General features: G+C 48.2%; 17 protein-coding genes. 11 read left to right on the forward strand and 6 right to left on the reverse strand.

Annotated elements, in window-relative coordinates; genetic code table 11:
* Window positions 1-35 precede the first annotated feature (35 nt).
* The 6 genes from VLX91_14320 to VLX91_14345 all read right to left on the reverse strand — a co-directional run bounded on the left by VLX91_14320 (window position 36) and on the right by VLX91_14345 (window position 5,836).
* The gene (locus VLX91_14320) at window positions 36-728 is read right to left on the reverse strand and encodes a tetratricopeptide repeat protein (GenBank protein HUI31382.1); all 693 of its coding nucleotides are present in this window, start codon (window positions 726-728) and stop codon (window positions 36-38) included.
* Window positions 729-747: 19 nt separating this feature from the next.
* Window positions 748-1,788: a VWA domain-containing protein gene (locus tag VLX91_14325; GenBank protein ID HUI31383.1), complete on the reverse strand. Its 1,041-nt coding sequence runs from the start codon at window positions 1,786-1,788 to the stop codon at window positions 748-750.
* An 84-nt stretch (window positions 1,789-1,872) separates the two neighbouring features.
* Complete coding sequence (locus tag VLX91_14330; protein ID HUI31384.1) at window positions 1,873-2,868, reverse strand: VWA domain-containing protein; 996 nt, start codon at window positions 2,866-2,868, stop codon at window positions 1,873-1,875.
* Window positions 2,858-3,925 carry a hypothetical protein gene (locus VLX91_14335; GenBank protein ID HUI31385.1) on the reverse strand — a complete coding sequence of 356 codons (1,068 nt, stop codon included), beginning with the start codon at window positions 3,923-3,925 and terminating at the stop codon, window positions 2,858-2,860. The genes VLX91_14330 and VLX91_14335 overlap by 11 nt, the downstream gene beginning before the upstream one ends.
* Window positions 3,919-4,683 (reverse strand): DUF58 domain-containing protein, encoded by a 765-nt coding sequence (locus VLX91_14340; protein HUI31386.1) that lies wholly within the window; start codon window positions 4,681-4,683, stop codon window positions 3,919-3,921. Before VLX91_14340 ends, VLX91_14335 begins: the two co-directional genes overlap by 7 nt.
* Window positions 4,684-4,852: 169 nt before the next feature.
* A complete protein-coding gene (locus VLX91_14345) occupies window positions 4,853-5,836 on the reverse strand; it encodes an AAA family ATPase (protein HUI31387.1) in 984 nt (327 codons plus the stop codon).
* A gap of 412 nt (window positions 5,837-6,248) precedes the next feature.
* On the opposite strand from VLX91_14345, the gene VLX91_14350 reads away from it, so the two are divergent.
* The 11 genes from VLX91_14350 to VLX91_14400 all read left to right on the forward strand — a co-directional run bounded on the left by VLX91_14350 (window position 6,249) and on the right by VLX91_14400 (window position 18,004).
* Complete coding sequence (locus VLX91_14350; protein ID HUI31388.1) at window positions 6,249-6,860, forward strand: TetR/AcrR family transcriptional regulator; 612 nt, start codon at window positions 6,249-6,251, stop codon at window positions 6,858-6,860.
* Window positions 6,861-6,873: 13 nt separating this feature from the next.
* Window positions 6,874-7,908 carry an HlyD family secretion protein gene (locus tag VLX91_14355; GenBank protein HUI31389.1) on the forward strand — a complete coding sequence of 345 codons (1,035 nt, stop codon included), beginning with the start codon at window positions 6,874-6,876 and terminating at the stop codon, window positions 7,906-7,908.
* Between the two features lie 60 nt (window positions 7,909-7,968).
* Window positions 7,969-9,585, forward strand: a complete 1,617-nt coding sequence (locus tag VLX91_14360) for a DHA2 family efflux MFS transporter permease subunit (protein ID HUI31390.1) — start codon at window positions 7,969-7,971, stop codon at window positions 9,583-9,585.
* Between the two features lie 38 nt (window positions 9,586-9,623).
* Entirely contained in the window at window positions 9,624-11,267 is a 1,644-nt protein-coding gene (locus tag VLX91_14365; protein ID HUI31391.1) for a DHA2 family efflux MFS transporter permease subunit, read from the forward strand.
* 65 nt (window positions 11,268-11,332) lie between these two features.
* Window positions 11,333-12,655: a TolC family protein gene (locus tag VLX91_14370; protein ID HUI31392.1), complete on the forward strand. Its 1,323-nt coding sequence runs from the start codon at window positions 11,333-11,335 to the stop codon at window positions 12,653-12,655.
* A gap of 58 nt (window positions 12,656-12,713) precedes the next feature.
* Window positions 12,714-13,835, forward strand: a complete 1,122-nt coding sequence (locus VLX91_14375) for a glycosyltransferase family 4 protein (protein ID HUI31393.1) — start codon at window positions 12,714-12,716, stop codon at window positions 13,833-13,835.
* A gap of 23 nt (window positions 13,836-13,858) precedes the next feature.
* The gene (locus VLX91_14380) at window positions 13,859-14,722 is read left to right on the forward strand and encodes an ATP-binding cassette domain-containing protein (protein ID HUI31394.1); all 864 of its coding nucleotides are present in this window, start codon (window positions 13,859-13,861) and stop codon (window positions 14,720-14,722) included.
* Window positions 14,682-15,530, forward strand: coding sequence for an ABC transporter permease (locus VLX91_14385; protein HUI31395.1), 849 nt, complete (start codon window positions 14,682-14,684; stop codon window positions 15,528-15,530). Before VLX91_14380 ends, VLX91_14385 begins: the two co-directional genes overlap by 41 nt.
* Window positions 15,531-15,613: 83 nt before the next feature.
* A complete protein-coding gene (locus tag VLX91_14390; protein HUI31396.1) occupies window positions 15,614-16,324 on the forward strand; it encodes a dienelactone hydrolase family protein in 711 nt (236 codons plus the stop codon).
* Between the two features lie 36 nt (window positions 16,325-16,360).
* Window positions 16,361-16,873 carry a DinB family protein gene (locus VLX91_14395; GenBank protein ID HUI31397.1) on the forward strand — a complete coding sequence of 171 codons (513 nt, stop codon included), beginning with the start codon at window positions 16,361-16,363 and terminating at the stop codon, window positions 16,871-16,873.
* A 63-nt stretch (window positions 16,874-16,936) separates the two neighbouring features.
* A complete protein-coding gene (locus VLX91_14400; protein ID HUI31398.1) occupies window positions 16,937-18,004 on the forward strand; it encodes an NADH:flavin oxidoreductase/NADH oxidase in 1,068 nt (355 codons plus the stop codon).
* Window positions 18,005-18,117: the final 113 nt, after the last annotated feature.

The raw sequence follows: 18,117 nt of genomic DNA on the forward strand, positions 1-18,117 counted from the left end.
GCAAAACCGCTCGCTTCCGGCGTCCTGTTTTTCATTCACCAGTCTTTGTCCGTCTTGACCGGCTGTCCTTTCATTTTCCTTAGCTGTTTCTGGAGATTTTTCTCGTCATTGTTTAATGCATTGAAAATCGACTCTGCCTGATCTTTCGAGATCTTTGGCGGTGGCTGCTGCGCCTGCTGATTTTGTTGTTGATTTTTCCTGTCGTTCTTGTTCTGTTGATCCTGATTGTTCTTGTTCTGTTCTTTGTTCTGATCGTTTTTATTCTGATCCTGGTTATTCTTGTTGTTTTTGTTCTGTTGGTTTTGATTTTTCAGTAAATCGAGTGCATAGGAAAGATTGTATTTAGTAGGTTCATCGTTCGGATTCAGCTTTAGTGATTCAATGTAGGCACCGACGCTCTCCTTGATCTTTTGATCTTTCAGGAGCGCATTGCCCATATTGTGGTAGACTCTTGCCTTTAAATCGTTCGTGCCCGCTTTTGACAGCGCAGCGCCGTATGATTTCATCGCCTCGTCGTATTTTCCTTCCTTGTAGTATGAATCACCGAGGTCGAAGTTCGCCTGAAAATTCTCCGGAGATTTTTCCAAACCCTTTTTAAACTCAACTTCGGAATCGATGTATTTGCCGCCATGATACAGATCGACTCCCTTGTTCACTGAAGACCGCGTGCTCTGGGCAAACAAGTCTCCGTAAATAAGCATGATTGCCAGAACCAGAAAATATTTCATCGATTCATTCACTTTTTCATTACTCCAGCCCCAGTTTCTTACTCAAGACACCAAAAATACGAGATTTTCTTTCCACCATGAAAAACTCCATCAGTAATAAAATAAGCGCCGGCGATAAAAAATAATAAAACCTGTCCTCGTAGTCAGTAATTTTTTTCTCTCCGAACTCCGTCTTTTTTATCTTCGACAAATTTTGATAGATGAGATCGAGCTCATCTCTGTCATTGGCGCCCCTCAAATATTGTCCGCCGGTGCCGTCGGCAATATCTTTCAATGCAGCCTCGTCCAACTTCGTCAGAACTATATTTCCATTGATGTCCGCCTTGAAACCGGTTTGCTGGCCTTGACCGTTGTAAACCGGAATCGGGACGCCGTTAGGAGATCCAAGTCCTATCGTATAAATAGTAATATTTTCTCTCTTTGCCTCGTCGATGGCATCCTGAAGATTCCCTTCATGATCTTCGCCGTCCGTAAAGATGACAGCAACTCTTTCGGTTTTAGACGAATGGTCAAACGATTTAGTTGCCAAATTTATTGCGGCAGCGATTGCCGTTCCCTGATCGGGCACCGTGTTGACGTCGGCAGCGGAAAGAAACAAATTTGCCGCGGAATAGTCGGAGGTCAGCGGAAACTGAATGAACGGCTCCCCCGCAAAAACGATCAGACCGATCCTGTCACCTTCAAGCTTTTGTATGAGATTCGAAATCTCCAGCTTCGCTTTTTCCAATCTGCTCGGCTTGATGTCCTGCGCCTGCATGCTCAGCGAAACGTCGAGGAGAATATAAATGTCGATACCGGTCTCTTTAACATTTTCGATCTTGGTTCCGACTTGCGGGTCGGCAGCAGCGAGGATCAAGAACGCAATTGCGAGAATGATCAAGCCGAACCGGGTGATTTCTTTGACTTTGCTGAAGACCGGAAGAAGGATCGGCTGCAGTTTTTTGTCCGCGAATTTGTCCAGCAGCCTGTATTTGTTCCGCGTCAAGTACCAAAAGGCAAAAATAATAAGCGGCAGCGAGTATAGTCCGTATAAATATTCTGGGTTTGCGAATCGAAACATAGACTCAAGTCAAAAATAAAAAGCCAAACGTCGAAATGAAAAGGGCCCGCAAATGGTGTCGCTTTAGATTTTGAGTTTGACGTATCATGGAATTGTTTTCAGAACCGTATTCGACAGACCGAGTTCAAGCAAAAGTAAAATCAGTCCGGCATTCAGCCAGCCCGAAAAAAGTTCGGCGGCATTTCGGTAAGACGTGACTTCTATTCTCGACTTTTCAAGCTGGTCGATCTTTTCATAAATTTCCTCCAGTGCTCTGTTGTTCGATGCGACGAAAGCCTGCCCGCCGGTAATGTCCGCAATATTTTTCAAAAGATTCTCGTCAATCGGGAACGCGATCATTTGGTAGCGAACTCCATAGGGGGTCTGGATCGGATAGGGAGCCTCGGCACCGGTCCCGATGCAGACGGTGTAAACACGAATTCCATAAGTCTTCGCAATTTCGGCCGCGGTCAGCGGGTCTATTTCACCCGCATTGTTTGCGCCGTCCGTCAAGAGTATGATCACTTTGCTTTTTGCTTTACCGTCTTTCAACCTCCCCACAGCATCGGCCAATCCATTCCCGATTGCCGTGCCGTCCTGGATCATTCCCGGTTCAATTTTCTGAAGGAGATTTTCGAGTACCCGATGGTCGATCGTTATAGGACACTGGGTAAACGCGTCGCGAGAAAAGACGACCAAGCCGATCCTGTCGTTAGGCCGACCGTCGATAAATTTTTCAGCAACGGCTTTAGCGGCTTCGACACGGTTGGGTTTGAAATCCTCCGAGATCATGCTTCCCGAGATGTCAAGCGCAATGACGATATCGATTCCCTCGGTCATTACGTTCCGGCCTGATGAAAAACTTTGCGGCCTTGCAAGCGCAATAATCAAGAGCGCTACCGCCACCGACCTCAGGACTATCGGTGCGTGACGAAATTTTTCCTTCCACGAAGACGGAACTCGATTAAACACCCTCAATGAGGAATAAGTCACCGAGGGCTGTTTCGCGCTGCCGACTTTCCAATACCAAAGTATCATCGCGGGAATGATGGCGAGGAGAAGAAGAAGCCACGGATACGCAAACGTCACATCACCCAGCATCGGTCAAACGGATCCCTTCGGTTTCTTGCTTTGGGTCGACCGGACTATCTTGTCCGGCCTGCGCCACCGGAATGGTCTTGTTCACAATTTCATTTGCCTGCTTCATCATTTCTTCGTTTATAGAATTGAGCGGGGTGAACTTCGCAAATTTTACCAGATCCGCGTTGGAAAGGAAATCATAGGTCGTACTGAGTATGGGTCCCGTCTCCCGATTCCGGCCAAGTACTTCAATTGTCTCGGAAGTCGGAAGCTCCATCGCAGGCATGTTGAATCTCTCCTCAAAATATCTCCTTATGATCTCCGTGATTTCGGAATGATATTCCATGATCTTGCCCTTCTGCCAGAGCTGCCGTTTTTCTAACTCACGCAATGCATTCAGAGCAACGACATGGGACGGAAGCCTTTCGATTTCCTTCTCAAGCGGTGATTTCGTCTTCCGCATTCGATGCACGAGATATGAATACAGAAAGATTCCGACAAAGAACAGGGCAGCGAGAACCCAGAACAAGACCAGTTTCCAATTGAGGAGAATTTTTATCGGGGGGTTAACATCCTTTATCTCACCCTGAGGATTGACTTTCAGAGTCTGAATCGTGAAGCTGACGGGATTTGTGTAGGCAAAATGTGTCGTTGAATCACTGGAGGTTTGATACGGCACAGCAATCGATGGAATGAGCACTCCGGTTGAATCGTACCCGGAGAGAACGTATTTGAAAGCCACGTTTACTATTCCATTTTCTTCCTCTTCGTCCGGTTTTTCTTTTTCTATCAGCGTGACACTTTTCAAACTGTCGGGGACAAATGACGGCGGATAGATTTTGAAATCTTTGCCGCAACTAACGACAATCGTGTAATTGATGTAATCGCCGACAAGGTATTGTGTCTTGTCGGTCGAAGCTTTCGCAGTTATCTCCTGAGAAAGGGACGTACTTGCGCCGAATAGCGGCATGAAACAAGAAGCAAGAAGCAAGCGGAAAAGAACTTCCGATTTAACCTGGACCCGGGTGCCGTACATTTCGTTTCTGAATTTTGACCTCCGGCCTCTGCTTCCTACCATCTTCTCTCTCTCATTTTAAAAAATTGGACGAGAGGCTTTATGTAATTTTGTCCCGTTTCGATTTCGATGCTGTCGAGACGGCTCGATAGAAATAATGATTGCAGATTTTCTCTGTCCCTTTCTCTCATTTTCCTGAATAAAAATCTGGTTCGCCTGTCTCCGGTATCGACCCATCTTTCATTACCGGTCTCCGCGTCGGTGAATTTCACCAGTCCCATATCCGGAATCTCGTCTTCTCTCCTGTCGATCAAGACCATTCCGATGAGGTCGTGCTTCTTTCCTACGATCCTCAAAATCTTTTCGTAATCGGAATCCATGAAATCCGAAAGGAGAAACACGATACTTCGTCTCTTTATCGCGTTGTTCATGTACTCCAACGCAGCTTTGAGATTCGTCGATTTTCCTTCCGGTTCGAATGACAAGACTTCCCGGATAATCCTGAGGACGTGCTTATCGCCCTTCCTCGGAGGAACGAACTTTTCGATCTTGTCGGTGAATAAAATCAGTCCAACCTTGTCGTTATTCTTCAGTGCGGAGAATGCCAGGATCGCGCTGATCTCTGCCGCTATTTGCTGTTTCGTTTTGTCCACCGAGCCGAAGATCAGCGACCCGCTCAAGTCCACCATAAGAATAACAGTGAGCTCGCGCTCCTCTTCGAATATTTTTACAAATGGGCGGCCAAATCTTGCAGTGACATTCCAGTCAATGTTCCTGATATCGTCGCCGAACTGGTATTCCCTTACCTCCGAAAATTCCATTCCTCTCCCCTTGAAAACCGAATGGTATTCACCGGAGAAAACTTGATTGACCAGGCCCTTGGTTCGGATTTCTATTTGCCTGACTTGCTTTAAAAGCTCTTTGGTAAGCACTGAAGTTAATTCCAAATTCTAAATTTTGAATTCTCAAATTCAAAATTTAGAATCATCTTTACGGAACTTCCACTTTGTTCAAAATTTCTCTGATTACATCTTCAGCGGTCAACTCTTCCGCTTCGGCTTCGTAACTCACGGCGATGCGGTGGCGAAGAACATCGAAGCAAATCGCGCGCACGTCTTCAGGGATAACGTACCCTCTTCTTCTTATGAATGCCATCGCTTTCGCACCCAATGCCAAATTGATCGACGCTCTCGGCGATGCGCCGTAACTGACGAGGTCGGCCAGCTTGTCCAGGTGAAAATCTTTGGGGAAGCGCGTTGCCTGGACTATATCAAGAATGTACTTTTCCACCTTTTCGTCGATATAGACTTCGCGGACAAGTTCTCTCGCCTTGAGAATATCCTTCGGTGTGACAACCTGCTGCACCGCGCCGTTGACCATATTGACATTCTGCCGCATGATCTTCAGTTCTTCGTCTCGGGTGGGATAAGTTATTTTTACTTTCAACATGAATCTATCGACCTGAGCCTCCGGCAGCGGATATGTTCCTTCCTGCTCGATAGGATTCTGGGTCGCCAACACGAGAAAGGGTTCATCGAGCTTAAACGTTTGCTCCCCGATGGTAACCTGCCTCTCCTGCATCGCCTCCAGAAGTGCGCTTTGCACTTTTGCGGGGGCCCGATTTATTTCATCAGCGAGAATGAAGTTGGAGAAAATCGGTCCCTTGCGAATCAGAAAATTCCCGTCCTTCTGATTATAAATCTGAGTGCCGATGAGATCTGCGGGGAGTAAATCCGGTGTGAATTGTATTCGCTGAAACTTCGCCTTCGTCGCCGCTGAAAGAGTCTTTATCGCCAGGGTCTTAGCCAGCCCGGGAACGCCTTCCAACAAAACGTGACCGTTGCTCAAAAGGCCGATGACCAATCTTTCCGCCATCGCTTTTTGTCCGACTATGATTTTGCCGATTTCGTTCATCAACAAATCTACGAAAGCGCTTTCTAGTTTGATTTTCTCGTTAAGAGCAGTAATGTCCAATTTAAAGCCTCATTAGTGGTTATTGATTCAGATTCAAAAGCGGGGTCGAAAGTTTAATTCAATGTATTGCTCGGTCAATCGAAAACGTTCGAATCTACTCTCTTTGTGTCATCTCATACTACCAACAAGATATAAAACCTGAATGAATTTGTCATGGACAATTTCCATCCCGTGATCCTGCTGTGATTTTACTAACGTTGTCCAGTCCACGTTTATGGAACAAATATGATTTTCCCCCGGTGAAACCGCAATTAAATAAAAATGAAAAAAAATTCATTAGACCCGTGTGCAATTCCCACGGAGCGGTTAATGGATTCAATGAGACGAGGCGGGAACTTGACTCTTGGCCGCTGATGTTATATCTTTCGACTAGATTACTTAAACAGTCGAACAGTTTTAAGGACGAATAAAAATGCCAGAACAGCTATCGAGCGAAAAACAAGCGGTTATACTCGACGCAGCCAGAAAAAGGTTCGCATATTACGGATTTTCAAAGGTTACGATGGATGAGATCGCCGCCGATGTCGGCATGGGAAAAGCATCGCTTTACTACTACTTCCCCACAAAAGAGAAACTTTTCGAAGAAGTTGTCAAACAGGAGAAGAACCAGTTTTTCAACGACATCAATCTGATGATCGAGAAGAAAGTCTCCTCGAGCGATATGCTTCGCCGCTATGCCGCAAGGCGAATTGAGCATTTCCGGAACCTGGCTAACCTGCGCGCCCTGATCACGCAGCAGAATGGAGAAATGAGGGCGTGCTCGATTGAACTCTTCAAGGAGTTTCAAATGCAGGAGGTCAAGGTTCTACAGGAAATTCTCCAGCTCGGAAAGAAGAACGGTGAATTGGGAACCCCGAACCCTCAGCAATCTGCCGAAGCGATCATGCAAATGCTCTACGGGCCGCGAAGCTGGTACCTTCATAAGCTTCAACGCGACCCAGACGACGAGACTTATCGTCTCATCGAGCAGGCGACGAAAGAAATAGTCGAAATCATTCTTAACGGAATCAGAAAAAGAAAATAAAAGGTCTACATATATGGAAGCAGAAGAAAAAAATTACAAAGGCGTCAACCAACCTCGCCAAGGGGGAATCCCCTCGGGACAACCTCCTCAAAATTACAGAGCACCGGAGAATGGCGGAGACGAAGACATCGAGGATGTTCCTCTGTTCAAAAGAAAGAAAGTCATAATTCCGATCCTCGTGGTCCTGACGATAGTTGCTGTCGCCGGGTTGTATTTGTACATGAATATGCAGGACTATGTTTCTACCGACGATGCATATGTCGATGCAAACAATGTCGCGATCAGCTCGAAGATGCTCGGCAGGATTACATATCTTGGAACGGACGAGGGAGATACAGTACAAGCAGGCCAGGTTCTCGTGAGGCTTGACGAGAGCGATCTGCGCGCCCAGGAGGTATCCGCGAAAGCCGGACTTGAGCTTGCTCAACAGAGCCTGCCGCTTGATCAAGTCAGCATCAATCGTGCGCAGGACGATTTCGATCGCGCCGAAGTTCAATATAAGAGCGGGATCGTGACGAAGGAGCAATACGATCACGCGCAGAAAGCCCTGGAAGCGACCCGTGCCCAGTACAACATAGATCTCACTAAGATCACGACGGCAAAAGCACAGATTGGAGTTATACAATCGCAGCTCGCAAATACCGTGATAGCCGCTCCTATGGATGGCGTGGTCGCAAAGAGATGGGTTCTCAGCGGAGACGTCATCCAGCCGGGCCAACCGATATTTACGATGTATGATCTGAAAAACATTTGGGTGACGGCAAATCTTGAGGAAACAAAACTGGGTCACATCCATTTGAATGATCCCGTTGAAATCGATGTCGATACTTATCCCGGCGTCAAATTTTATGGCAAAGTTTTCGAAATTGGGACTTATACGGCATCTGAGTTTTCTCTTATTCCACCGAACAACGCATCCGGAAATTTCACGAAAGTCACCCAGCGCGTCCCAATAAAAATTTCAATTGAAGATGCTCCGGCGCAAGACGGCTCCAAACCGATATTAAGACCTGGAATGTCGGTAGAGGTTTCGGTGAAAATAAAATAGTTACACTTTCCGCCTCGTGTTCCTCGGGTTGGTGTAAACTCATAAAAGCGAAGAAATACAATGACACTCGCACTCAGCGATTCATCGCAGATCGGTCAGACGTCAGTGCTCCATCATACCCACAGCTTTTACAAGTGGCTGGTGTTGTCAAACGTAATGATCGGGACTTTCATGGCTGTCCTCGACGCGTCCATAGTAAACGTCGGCCTTCCAACGCTCATGGCTGCATTCGGAGTGACAGTCGACAAGATCGAATGGGTCGCGACCGCATACCTGCTCGTTCTGGCGGTCATGCTCCCGACGTCCGGATGGGTGGCTGACCATTTCGGATATAAGCGGACATATCTTCTCGCGTTAACCCTTTTTACGACGGGCTCATTATTATGCGGAATAGCGTGGAATGAGAACGCCCTCATAATGTTCCGCATTATTCAGGGTGCAGGGGCGGGCTTTTTGATGCCGGTGGGCATGGCAATCGTGACCCGCGAGTTTCCACCGGAAAGACGCGGAATAGCTCTCGGATTCTGGGGAATTGCCGCCGCGGCCTCGGTCTCATTCGGTCCTCTCATCGGCGGGTACCTGATCGACAATTTTTCATGGCACGAGATTTTTTACGTGAATGTTCCCGTCGGGATGGTTGGAGTTTTTGCGACCATGGTCATCCAGCGGGAATATAAAACCGAACACACCCGGAGCTTTGATTTCCTGGGATTCGTATCCATGGCGGTTTTCCTGACCTTTCTTTTACTCGCATTGGCAGACGGAAATGCATCATGGAACACCGGAGGATGGACATCGACCTTCATCCTGACATGTTTCGTTTTATCGGGAATCGGCCTCTTGGTTTTTTTGCTCGTTGAATTCACCATAAAGCATCCGCTTATAGAATTGAGGCTTCTAAAAGACTTTAATTTTGGGATTACAAACATAATTCTGTTTATTTTCGGACTTGGAATGTTCGGAAGCACGTTCCTCATGCCGCTTTATCTCCAGAATTCCTTGAACTACACTCCATTTCAAGCGGGTCTCGTGTTTCTACCAGTCGGGATACTTCAGGGAATGATGGCTCCGGTGGCGGGCTTTCTCTCCGATAGGGTCGACGCAAGAATCCCTGCAACAATCGGGATCATTCTTCTCGGCATAAGTCTGTATCTGAATTATTTCCTCTCTCTCTTTTCAATGCATGCGCAAATTATGCTCCCTCTGTACTTGAGAGGATTTGCGATGGGAATGATGTTCACTCCGCTCAGCACGTTGGCGCTCACAAACGTTCCGAAACATAAAATGGCACAGGCATCCGGCCTGTTTAATGTCATTCGTCAGGTTGGTGGAAGCTTCGGAGTGGCAATTTTCGGGGCTTTGCTCACCCGCAGGGTTATTTTTCACAGCGCGTCGTACGCCAATTCTGTATGCGAATATTCTCCGGCTTTCAAGAATACCATGTACAATCTTGAACATTTCTCGCAGCACGTCGTTGGGGGTTCAATGTATCAATGTGACGTTCGCGGCAAGGCTTTAATTGTCAACCACATAATGCAGCAGGCTTTTGTATCGGCAGTTAATGACGATTTTCTCGTTGCTGGCGGTATCACGATAGCCTGTCTCGTGCCGATATTTTTTCTCCGCCGAAAGAGACACTCAAATCGAGGCGGAGAGAAGATTGTGCCGGCCGATTAAACATTGATGAACCTGAAGAACCAACATGAGATGCTAGTATGAACAAGAATAAGAAAATTGCAAATAGAAATGTCTCGTCCCTTTCCGCAGGACTTGGTATTCCTCATCACGAACATCCATCATATAAGTGGTGGGTCCTCTTCAACGTGATGATGGGAACCTTCATGGTCGTTCTCGATTCCACGATCGTCGACGTATCGCTCGCCAAAATAATGGCGACGTTCGGTGTCGGGATCGACACGGTGAAATGGGTTGCCACGGCGTACCTCCTCGTGTTTGCCGTTGTCCTTCCGACCTCGGGATGGATCGCAGACCATTTCGGATACAAGCGGACCTATACCCTAGGACTTGCCCTGTTTACTTTAGGCTCACTTCTATGCTCCATATCATGGAACGAGATGGCACTCATCCTCTTCCGGGTGGTTCAAGGCGCGGGAGGAGGATTTCTCATGCCTGTAGGAATGGCGATTGTTACAAGAGAATTTCCGCCTGAAAAACGCGGACTCGCTTTGGGATTTTGGGGGATTGCGGCCGCGGCTTCCGTTTCGCTCGGTCCGACTCTCGGCGGTTACTTGATAGATAATTTCGCATGGCATTCGATTTTTGATATCAATGTACCGGTCGGCATCGTTGGAATTTTCGCGACCATGGTTATACAACGCGAATACAAAACGGAGACGACTCGCTCGTTCGACTTTGTTGGATTTCTTTCGGTTACGGCCTTTCTCACGGCGCTTCTGATAGCTTTGTCCGACGGCAATGCAGATTGGAACACGGGCGGCTGGACTTCGCCGTTTATTCTTTCATGCTTTGCAATCTCTCTTATAGGGCTCGTTGTCTTCTTAGCGGTCGAAACTAACATTCGTCATCCGCTTATCGACCTTTCACTATTGAAGAACTTTAATTTCGGAATGGCAAATCTTGTTCTATTTATTTTTGGAATGGGAATGTTCGGCAGCACATTTCTGCTTCCGCTCTATTTGCAGAACGGGCTCGGTTACACGGCTTTTCAGGCAGGCTCGCTGTTTCTGCCGATAGGATTGATAATGGCGGTCTGTGGACCCGTTGCCGGAAGACTTTCTGACAAGATGAATCCGAAGATCCTTTCTTTATTCGGCATCATTATGCTGGCGCTCAGTCTCTTTGTCAATCAGTACCTCTCACTTTTTTCCGAAAGATCGTCCATCATGGTGTCACTTTATCTGCGGGGAATCGGACTGGGATTTATCTTCTCTCCGATGAGCACACTGGCGCTTTCAGAAATTTCCCGCGAGAGGATGGCGCAGGCTTCCGGGCTCTTCAACGTGCTGCGGCAGATCGGCGGCAGCTTTGGTGTCGCAATAATGGGAACACTCCTGACGATGCGAACGGATTTTCACATGACCATCTACGGAGAATCGGTCGCTAAATCTTCCCCGATGACGCAAAATATTTTATTGGGCCTAAGGCAATTCGCTCAGCAGTCTGTCGGTGGGACATCATCACTCGACGCGATGAGGGCGCAGGCGCTCGTCGGCTCCAATCTGTCCCTGCAGGCTTTCATCTCGGCGGTAGATGACGATTTCCTTATCGCCGCAATGATCACGATTCTCTGCGTAATACCTATTTTATTTCTGCGAAATAGAAAAAAAGGCGCCATGGAACATGGGGTGCCTGCTGCGAAAGTTGTGGCGATGGATTAAGTGAGCAATAAGTTGACAGACATGAGTTATGAACCAGGAAATTATTTACTAATGGTGAGAACATAATGAAATCTCTTTTTATAATAACTTTATCAATCGTTTCGTTTACAATCCCGGTATCGGGATTCTCTCAGACTACACCCACTGACTCGCTGACACTCAACGAGTCGATCCAAAAGGCAATTCAGACGAATCCTGACATCTTGCAGGCGGCGCATTCGATTGATGTCTTCCAGTCTGGAGTGGAAGTTAACAAAAGCAGCTACTATCCAAACGCAAATGCGGACTTGACCTATGCACGCCTGGGTCCCGCATCGTCGGTCGTATTTCCGATCCCGGGAATTCCCCCTCAGAATTTTCAGCTTTACCCGTTAAACGCGTGGGACGAACATCTCGTTGCCGAGGGGATAATCTATGATTTTAATAAGCGAAGCAGATCGGTTGACCTCGCGGCAAGCCAGGTAAACACGGCGCAAGACCGCCTCGAACTTGCAAAGAGCGGACTTTCGTATCGTACCATCCAAACTTTTTATGCAATACTCTTCCTTGAGAAAAGCATTCGAGTCCAGGATGAAGAAATAAAAAATCTAAATGACCATCTCCTCATGACCCAAAAAAAGGTTCAAGCCGGAACGGCAACTGACTTCGACGCTCTGACGACCCAGGTTCGTGTTGCCGCTGCACAAAATGAGAAGATCAATCTTCAAAATAATCTGGAGAATACTAAGGTTGTGTTCCGACGCCTTCTCGGACTCGCCCCCGATTCACCGGTCAATCTCTCGGGTGAGTTTGCAGAAGAACCTGTGCCGCTCAATACAGATTCACTCGTTTCGCAAGCTCTGAGCGGCCGGATCGAGATGAAAGTCGCGGACGATCAACTGAACAGTGCGCAAATGCAATACAAGGTCGCCTCCGCAACGAATAATCCGACGCTGGGTGCCTCGTTGATGTGGGGACTGAAGAATGGTCTATTTCCCGACCAGACGGCTCTGCGCGGTAATTTCGTCGCGGGCATCCAATTGGCGGTCCCATTGTTCGACGGATTTCGCGAGAGAAATTTGGAAGAAGAAGCAAATGCCAGTATTCGTGTCTACGAAGACAACAGGAGCGGCGTCGCAGAGCAAGTGAAGTCGGACGTACAAAAAGGAATATCAGATGTACAGTCGAGTTTAGATAGACTTAGAATGACTGATATAACGGTCGAACAGGCAAAAAGCGCAGTCGAGCAGGCGCGAATACGCTACGACGCCGGCACAATTACAAACCTGGATTTACTTGACGCGGAAACTTCCCTTTCACAGGCAGAGCTTATGCAGATCCAGGCGCTGTATCGGTTTGTCGTGAGCAGGTATGAACTCGACCAGGCAATCGGGCAGAAGGTATGGTAACCCTGCCCGAAAACTCTGCGAAGTTCTTGAACCTTCGTGAGGTTAATGGAGATATAAGTTGAAAATCCTCCAATCGTGCGGCTCCCGATCGTGGGGAGGACTTGAAATGCAGGCACTCCTCATCACACGCGAATTACAGAAACGCGGACACGAGGTCAGCCTTCTCTGCGTTCCGAGAACGACACTCTTGAAGGAAGCATACGCCGCCGGCGTCCCGTCGGTCGGTCTTCTCGGAAAAGACAACCAGGCCGTCAGCACAATCAAGGACCTGAGCCGGCTTCTCAAAGGTTACAGCTACGACATCGTACATACGCACCTCTCGCACGACTTATGGTGGCTCGTTCCGGCAATGAAACTCTCCTCTTCGCACGCAAAACTTTTTCTGACGAAGCACGTCGCCAGTGGCGTGAAGAAAACCGATCCGTTGCATCGATTCCTCTACGGAAGACTACAGGGAACATTTGCAATCTCAAACTACATAAAAGGAAGCGTCGTGAACACGTGTCCGGTTCCTGAGAACAAAGTTCACATTGTTCCGCCGGGAATTTCACTCGACGAATTCAATCCGAGCCTGTACAACAAGAATGCTGTGCGGGAGGATCTTGGAATTCCGGACAATGCAATTCTGGTAGGGATGACGGGGCGAATGTCACCCGGGAAAGGCCAAGAGGAGTTTCTAAGAGCTGCAAAGAAAATTGTGACTGAATCGGAATTGAATTTCCGTTTCCTCGTCGTCGGTGGAGCAAGTTACGGGGAAGGAGATTACGAACTGCATGTAAGAACCCTCGTGAACGAGCTTGCTCTCGATTCGTTTGTGCAGCTGCCGGGATTTCGAAAAGACATTCCGCGCATTATGTCGGCGCTGGATATTTTTGCGTTTCCTTCGCACGAGGAGTCATTCGGCCTGACTCTAACGGAAGCGATGGCGATGAAACTGCCTATCGTGGCAAGCGGAAATGCAGGAGTGCTGGACATCGTGGTCGATAATGAAACAGGCATTCTCGTTCCGCCAAAAGATCATCAGGCCCTTGCCGCCGGCATCTTGAAACTAGCACGTGACTCATCGATGAGGAAAGAATTTGGAGAAGCCGGAAGAAAACGAGTCGAAAGGGCCTTCAGCATTCAAGCTGTCGTCGAAAGGCTCGAAGAATTTTACTTTACTGAACATTTTAAAGATTAGGAATCATTGCGAGTCCAAATATCATGGCAGAATCTAAATTGGAAAACTCAACTGTAGCACAGAATAGAAAAGACGGAAAGAACAGCATCATACTTGAAGCAAGAAATCTCACTCGGCGATTTGGTGATTTTGTCGCTGTTAACTCCATATCCTTTTCAGTCGGGTCCGGTGAAGTATTCGGAATTGTCGGGCCGAACGGCGCCGGAAAGACGACGACGATCAAAATGTTGACTACGCTTTTGCCCCCTACATCCGGCAACGCGACAGTCGGCGGTTTCGATATTGTCCATCACGCGTCAAGCGTCAGACGTATCATCGGTTATGTTCCGCAGCTTCTGTCTGCGGATGGAACTCTAACCGGTTATGAAAATCTTCTCGTTTTCGCAAAGCTGTACGATCTTCCGTCAAAGGAAAGAGAGAAGCGAATAAGTGACTCTCTCCATTTCATGGGCCTTGCAGATTCGGCGGATAAGCTTGTAAGAAGTTACTCCGGCGGAATGATAAGAAGGCTTGAGATTGCGCAGGCAGTTCTCCACCGGCCGCATGTTCTTTACCTCGACGAGCCGACTGTCGGTCTTGACCCGGTCGCACGGGACAACGTCTGGAAATATGTCGGCGCGCTCGCCAAAGCCGGGACAACCATAATCATGACGACACACTATATGGAGGAGGCGGACGCGATGTGTGATGAAGTTGCCGTCATGAATCACGGAATAATTGCGGCGGTCGGGTCGCCAAGCGAATTGAAAGCTTCGGTTGGGAGCAATGGCACCACACTTGATGAAGTATTTGAGTTTTATGTTGGAAGCACACTTGAAAACAGTGAAACGGGAGAAAATCTAAAAGATGTTAGAAGGACAAGACGTACTGCGCGTAGACTTGGGTAACGAGATCATCGTTCCAAGGATCGGCGCGATAAGTTGGATCAAAAACTTCATAAATAAAACCCTGGTGATCACTGAGCTTGAGGTGAGAAAGCTGCGTCACGATCCGACGGAGCTTCTTACGCGTGCAGCTCAACCGGCTTTGTGGATGCTTGTGTTCGGCGAAGTTTTCAGCCGTGTAAAAGCAATACCGACCGGAAACTTGAGCTACTTAGACTTCATGGCTCCAGGCATACTGGCACAGAGCGTTCTGTTTGTCGCCATCTTCTACGGCATTGCAATAATCTGGGAACGCGACCTCGGAATCATTCATAAATTCCTCGCAAGTCCGACTCCGCGGTCTGCGCTCGTTCTCGGGAAAGCTCTTTCAGCCGGGGTACGTGCGCTTTCGCAGGCAATAATCATTTATCTACTTGCCATGCTGCTGCGGGTGAAACTATCGTGGGAACCTCTCTCGCTTCTCGGGATAGGTCTTGCAGTAATTTTAGGGGCGGCACTTTTTTCGACTTTTTCGTTGATAGTCGCGTGCATCGTTAAGACGCGCGAGCGCTTCATGGGAATCGGGCAGATACTAACAATGCCATTGTTCTTCGCAAGCAACGCTATATATCCGATCTCAATCATGCCCGATTGGCTCAAGGTTGTGGCACAGATCAATCCGCTTACTTACGAGGTGGACGCACTGCGCGGTATGATGCTCGTCGGTGGAACAAGCGTGCACGGAATATTCATCGACTTTGTTGCATTGATCGTATCGACAATTATACTCGTCATAATCGGAGCAAAACTTTATCCGACAGTGGCGAGGTAAAAACGATGGATGCCAGGACTCGGAAACGGGTAATCCGGCATCTTGGATCTTATTTCTGATTTTTATTTTTAGAGGAGGAGGAAATGTCGGATAGAAGAAATTTCATCGAGCTAAAAGTACATGACGGTACTACCATGGCCGCTTACGTAGCGAACCCCAAAGGGACAGCCAAGCACCCGGGCATTATGGTCTTTCAAGAAGCATTTGGAGTGAACCCGTATATCCGCGATGTCGCGGACAGATTTGCGAAACAGGGATTTACGGCAATTGCGCCTGAACTTTTCCATCGCACTGGTCCCGGCTTCGAGGGAAGTTACACGGATTTTTCCGGGACACAGCCGCATGTCTCGAAGCTGACAAACGTAAATCTGGAGGCAGACATCAAAGCTGCGTATGACTGGCTGACGAACGACTCGAAAACGCAATCTGAAAATATATGTTCGGTCGGTTTTTGCATGGGTGGAAGAGTTTCGTTTCTCGCAGATTCGCTGGTGCCGCTAAAAGCCGCCGTATCATTTTACGGCGGCGGGATCGCGCAGGGCTTACTCGATCGAGCGAAAAATCTTCATGGGCCGATTCTCATGTTCTGGGGCGGACTTGACAAGCATATTCTTCCCGAGCATACTCGCGCCATTGAAGATGCTCTTCGCGCCGCCGGAAAAGAATTCGCCAATGTCACTTTCTCTTACGCAGACCATGGATTTTTTTGCGACCAGCGCGCTGCATACAGTGAGAAAGCCGCAATGCAAGCTTGGCCGATGACGCTGGAATTCTTGAAGTATCATATCAAGTGAGAAAATGAAATCCAAGAACGAGAGGAGCTAAAAGAAATGCAAGAGACAGCACAGGAATATCGGCAACGACTTTTCAGTTACACAGAAGAAAAGGACCCGATTCAACTCCAAGCGGGCGCCGCAAAAAAGATTGAACACCTTCTGAAAGGTGTGCCGGCAACAAAACTTCGGAAGCGACCAGCACCCGGTAAGTGGTCGGTCGCTGAGATTGTAGCGCACCTGGCCGATACCGAAATAGTCGCAGGTTACCGCATTCGCATGATCCTTGGTGCGCCGGGCGGACCTATCCCAGCATTTAATCAGGACGACTGGGCCGCCGCGCTGCACTACGAAAAACGTGATGTACGAAAGTCACTCGATCAGTTTAGATCCGTTCGTGAGGCGAACCTTGCTCAATTGAAATTGCTTTCGCCGGAACAACGGAAACTCTCCGGCATACATTCCGAGCGCGGGGAAGAGTCTGTCGAGACCATCGTCAGAATGTCTGCGGGACACGACATCAACCATATCCGGCAAATTGAACGAATTTTGAAACCTAAGAACCTCTGACGGTTTGGCGTTTATGGCAAACCACAAACTTCTTACATCTATTTCTTGCGAGCAGGACAAACAATGAGCAAACTATTATCACCGATCAAGATTAGAAATTTGGAATTAAGAAACACAATTGTGGTTTCACCGATGTGCCAGTACTCCGCAAGAAATGGAATCCCGAACGATTGGCACCTAGTTCATCTTGGCGGCAGGGCCGTCGGTGGAAGCGGGCTCGTCATCACGGAAGCGACCGCAGTTTCACCCGAAGGACGAATCTCTCCGGCAGATACCGGCATCTGGTCAGATGAGCATGTCAAAGCGTTCAGGAGGATCACCGATTTCATAAGATCATATGGGGCAGCGGTCGGAATTCAGCTCGCTCATGCCGGCAGGAAAGCCTCAACGAAGATTCCGTGGGAAGGCGAAGGAGAAGTTTCATTGAGCAGCGGGGGCTGGCAGACGATTGCTCCGAGCGCGGCAAAATTCTCGGATAACTACCCGATGCCAAAAGAGATGTCGCATGCCGATATCAAGATGGTCGTGGATCAGTTTGCAGACGCCGCAAAAAGAAGTCTTGCTGCCGGTTTCCAGGTCGCGGAGATTCATTCAGCGCACGGTTATTTACTGCACCAATTTCTTTCGCCGTTATCAAACCATCGAAAGGACGAATATGGCGGAAGTCTGAAAGATCGGATGAGATTTCCGCTTGAGGTGGCAGAGGCAGTCAGAGAAACGTGGCCGCCGGAATTGCCGGTGTTTGTGCGAATATCGGCCACCGATTGGATCGAGGGCGGATGGGATCTAGAGCAGTCAATTGAACTGGCAAAGGAATTTAAAAAAATCGGAATCGATCTTGTCGATTGCTCAAGCGGCGGAATCGCTCCCGGAGCAAAGATTCCAATCTCGCCGGGTTATCAGGTTGAATTTGCAGAAGAGATAAAAAAACAGGCAGGAATGATGACCGGGGCAATCGGATTGATCACGGATGCATGCCAGGCTGAAAATATTCTTGTCTCCGGAAAAGCGGATGTCATCATTATGGCACGCGAATTCTTACGCGATCCATATTTTCCGCTCCACGCTGCAAAAATTTTGGGCGACGACCCGCAATACCCGGCACAATACTTAAGAGCAAAACCGAAATAGGAACCGGATGCAAGAGGTCAGAAGTCAGAGAATCTTGATTCTCGCCTCCGAATTCCAGTTTCTAATCAAGATTCAAGAAGTAAAACCTTGGTAAGCTTTCCACGAATTCAGTA

This window comes from Candidatus Acidiferrales bacterium (assembly GCA_035515795.1).
Classification (GTDB): domain Bacteria; phylum Bacteroidota; class Ignavibacteria; order Kryptoniales; family JAKASW01; genus JAKASW01.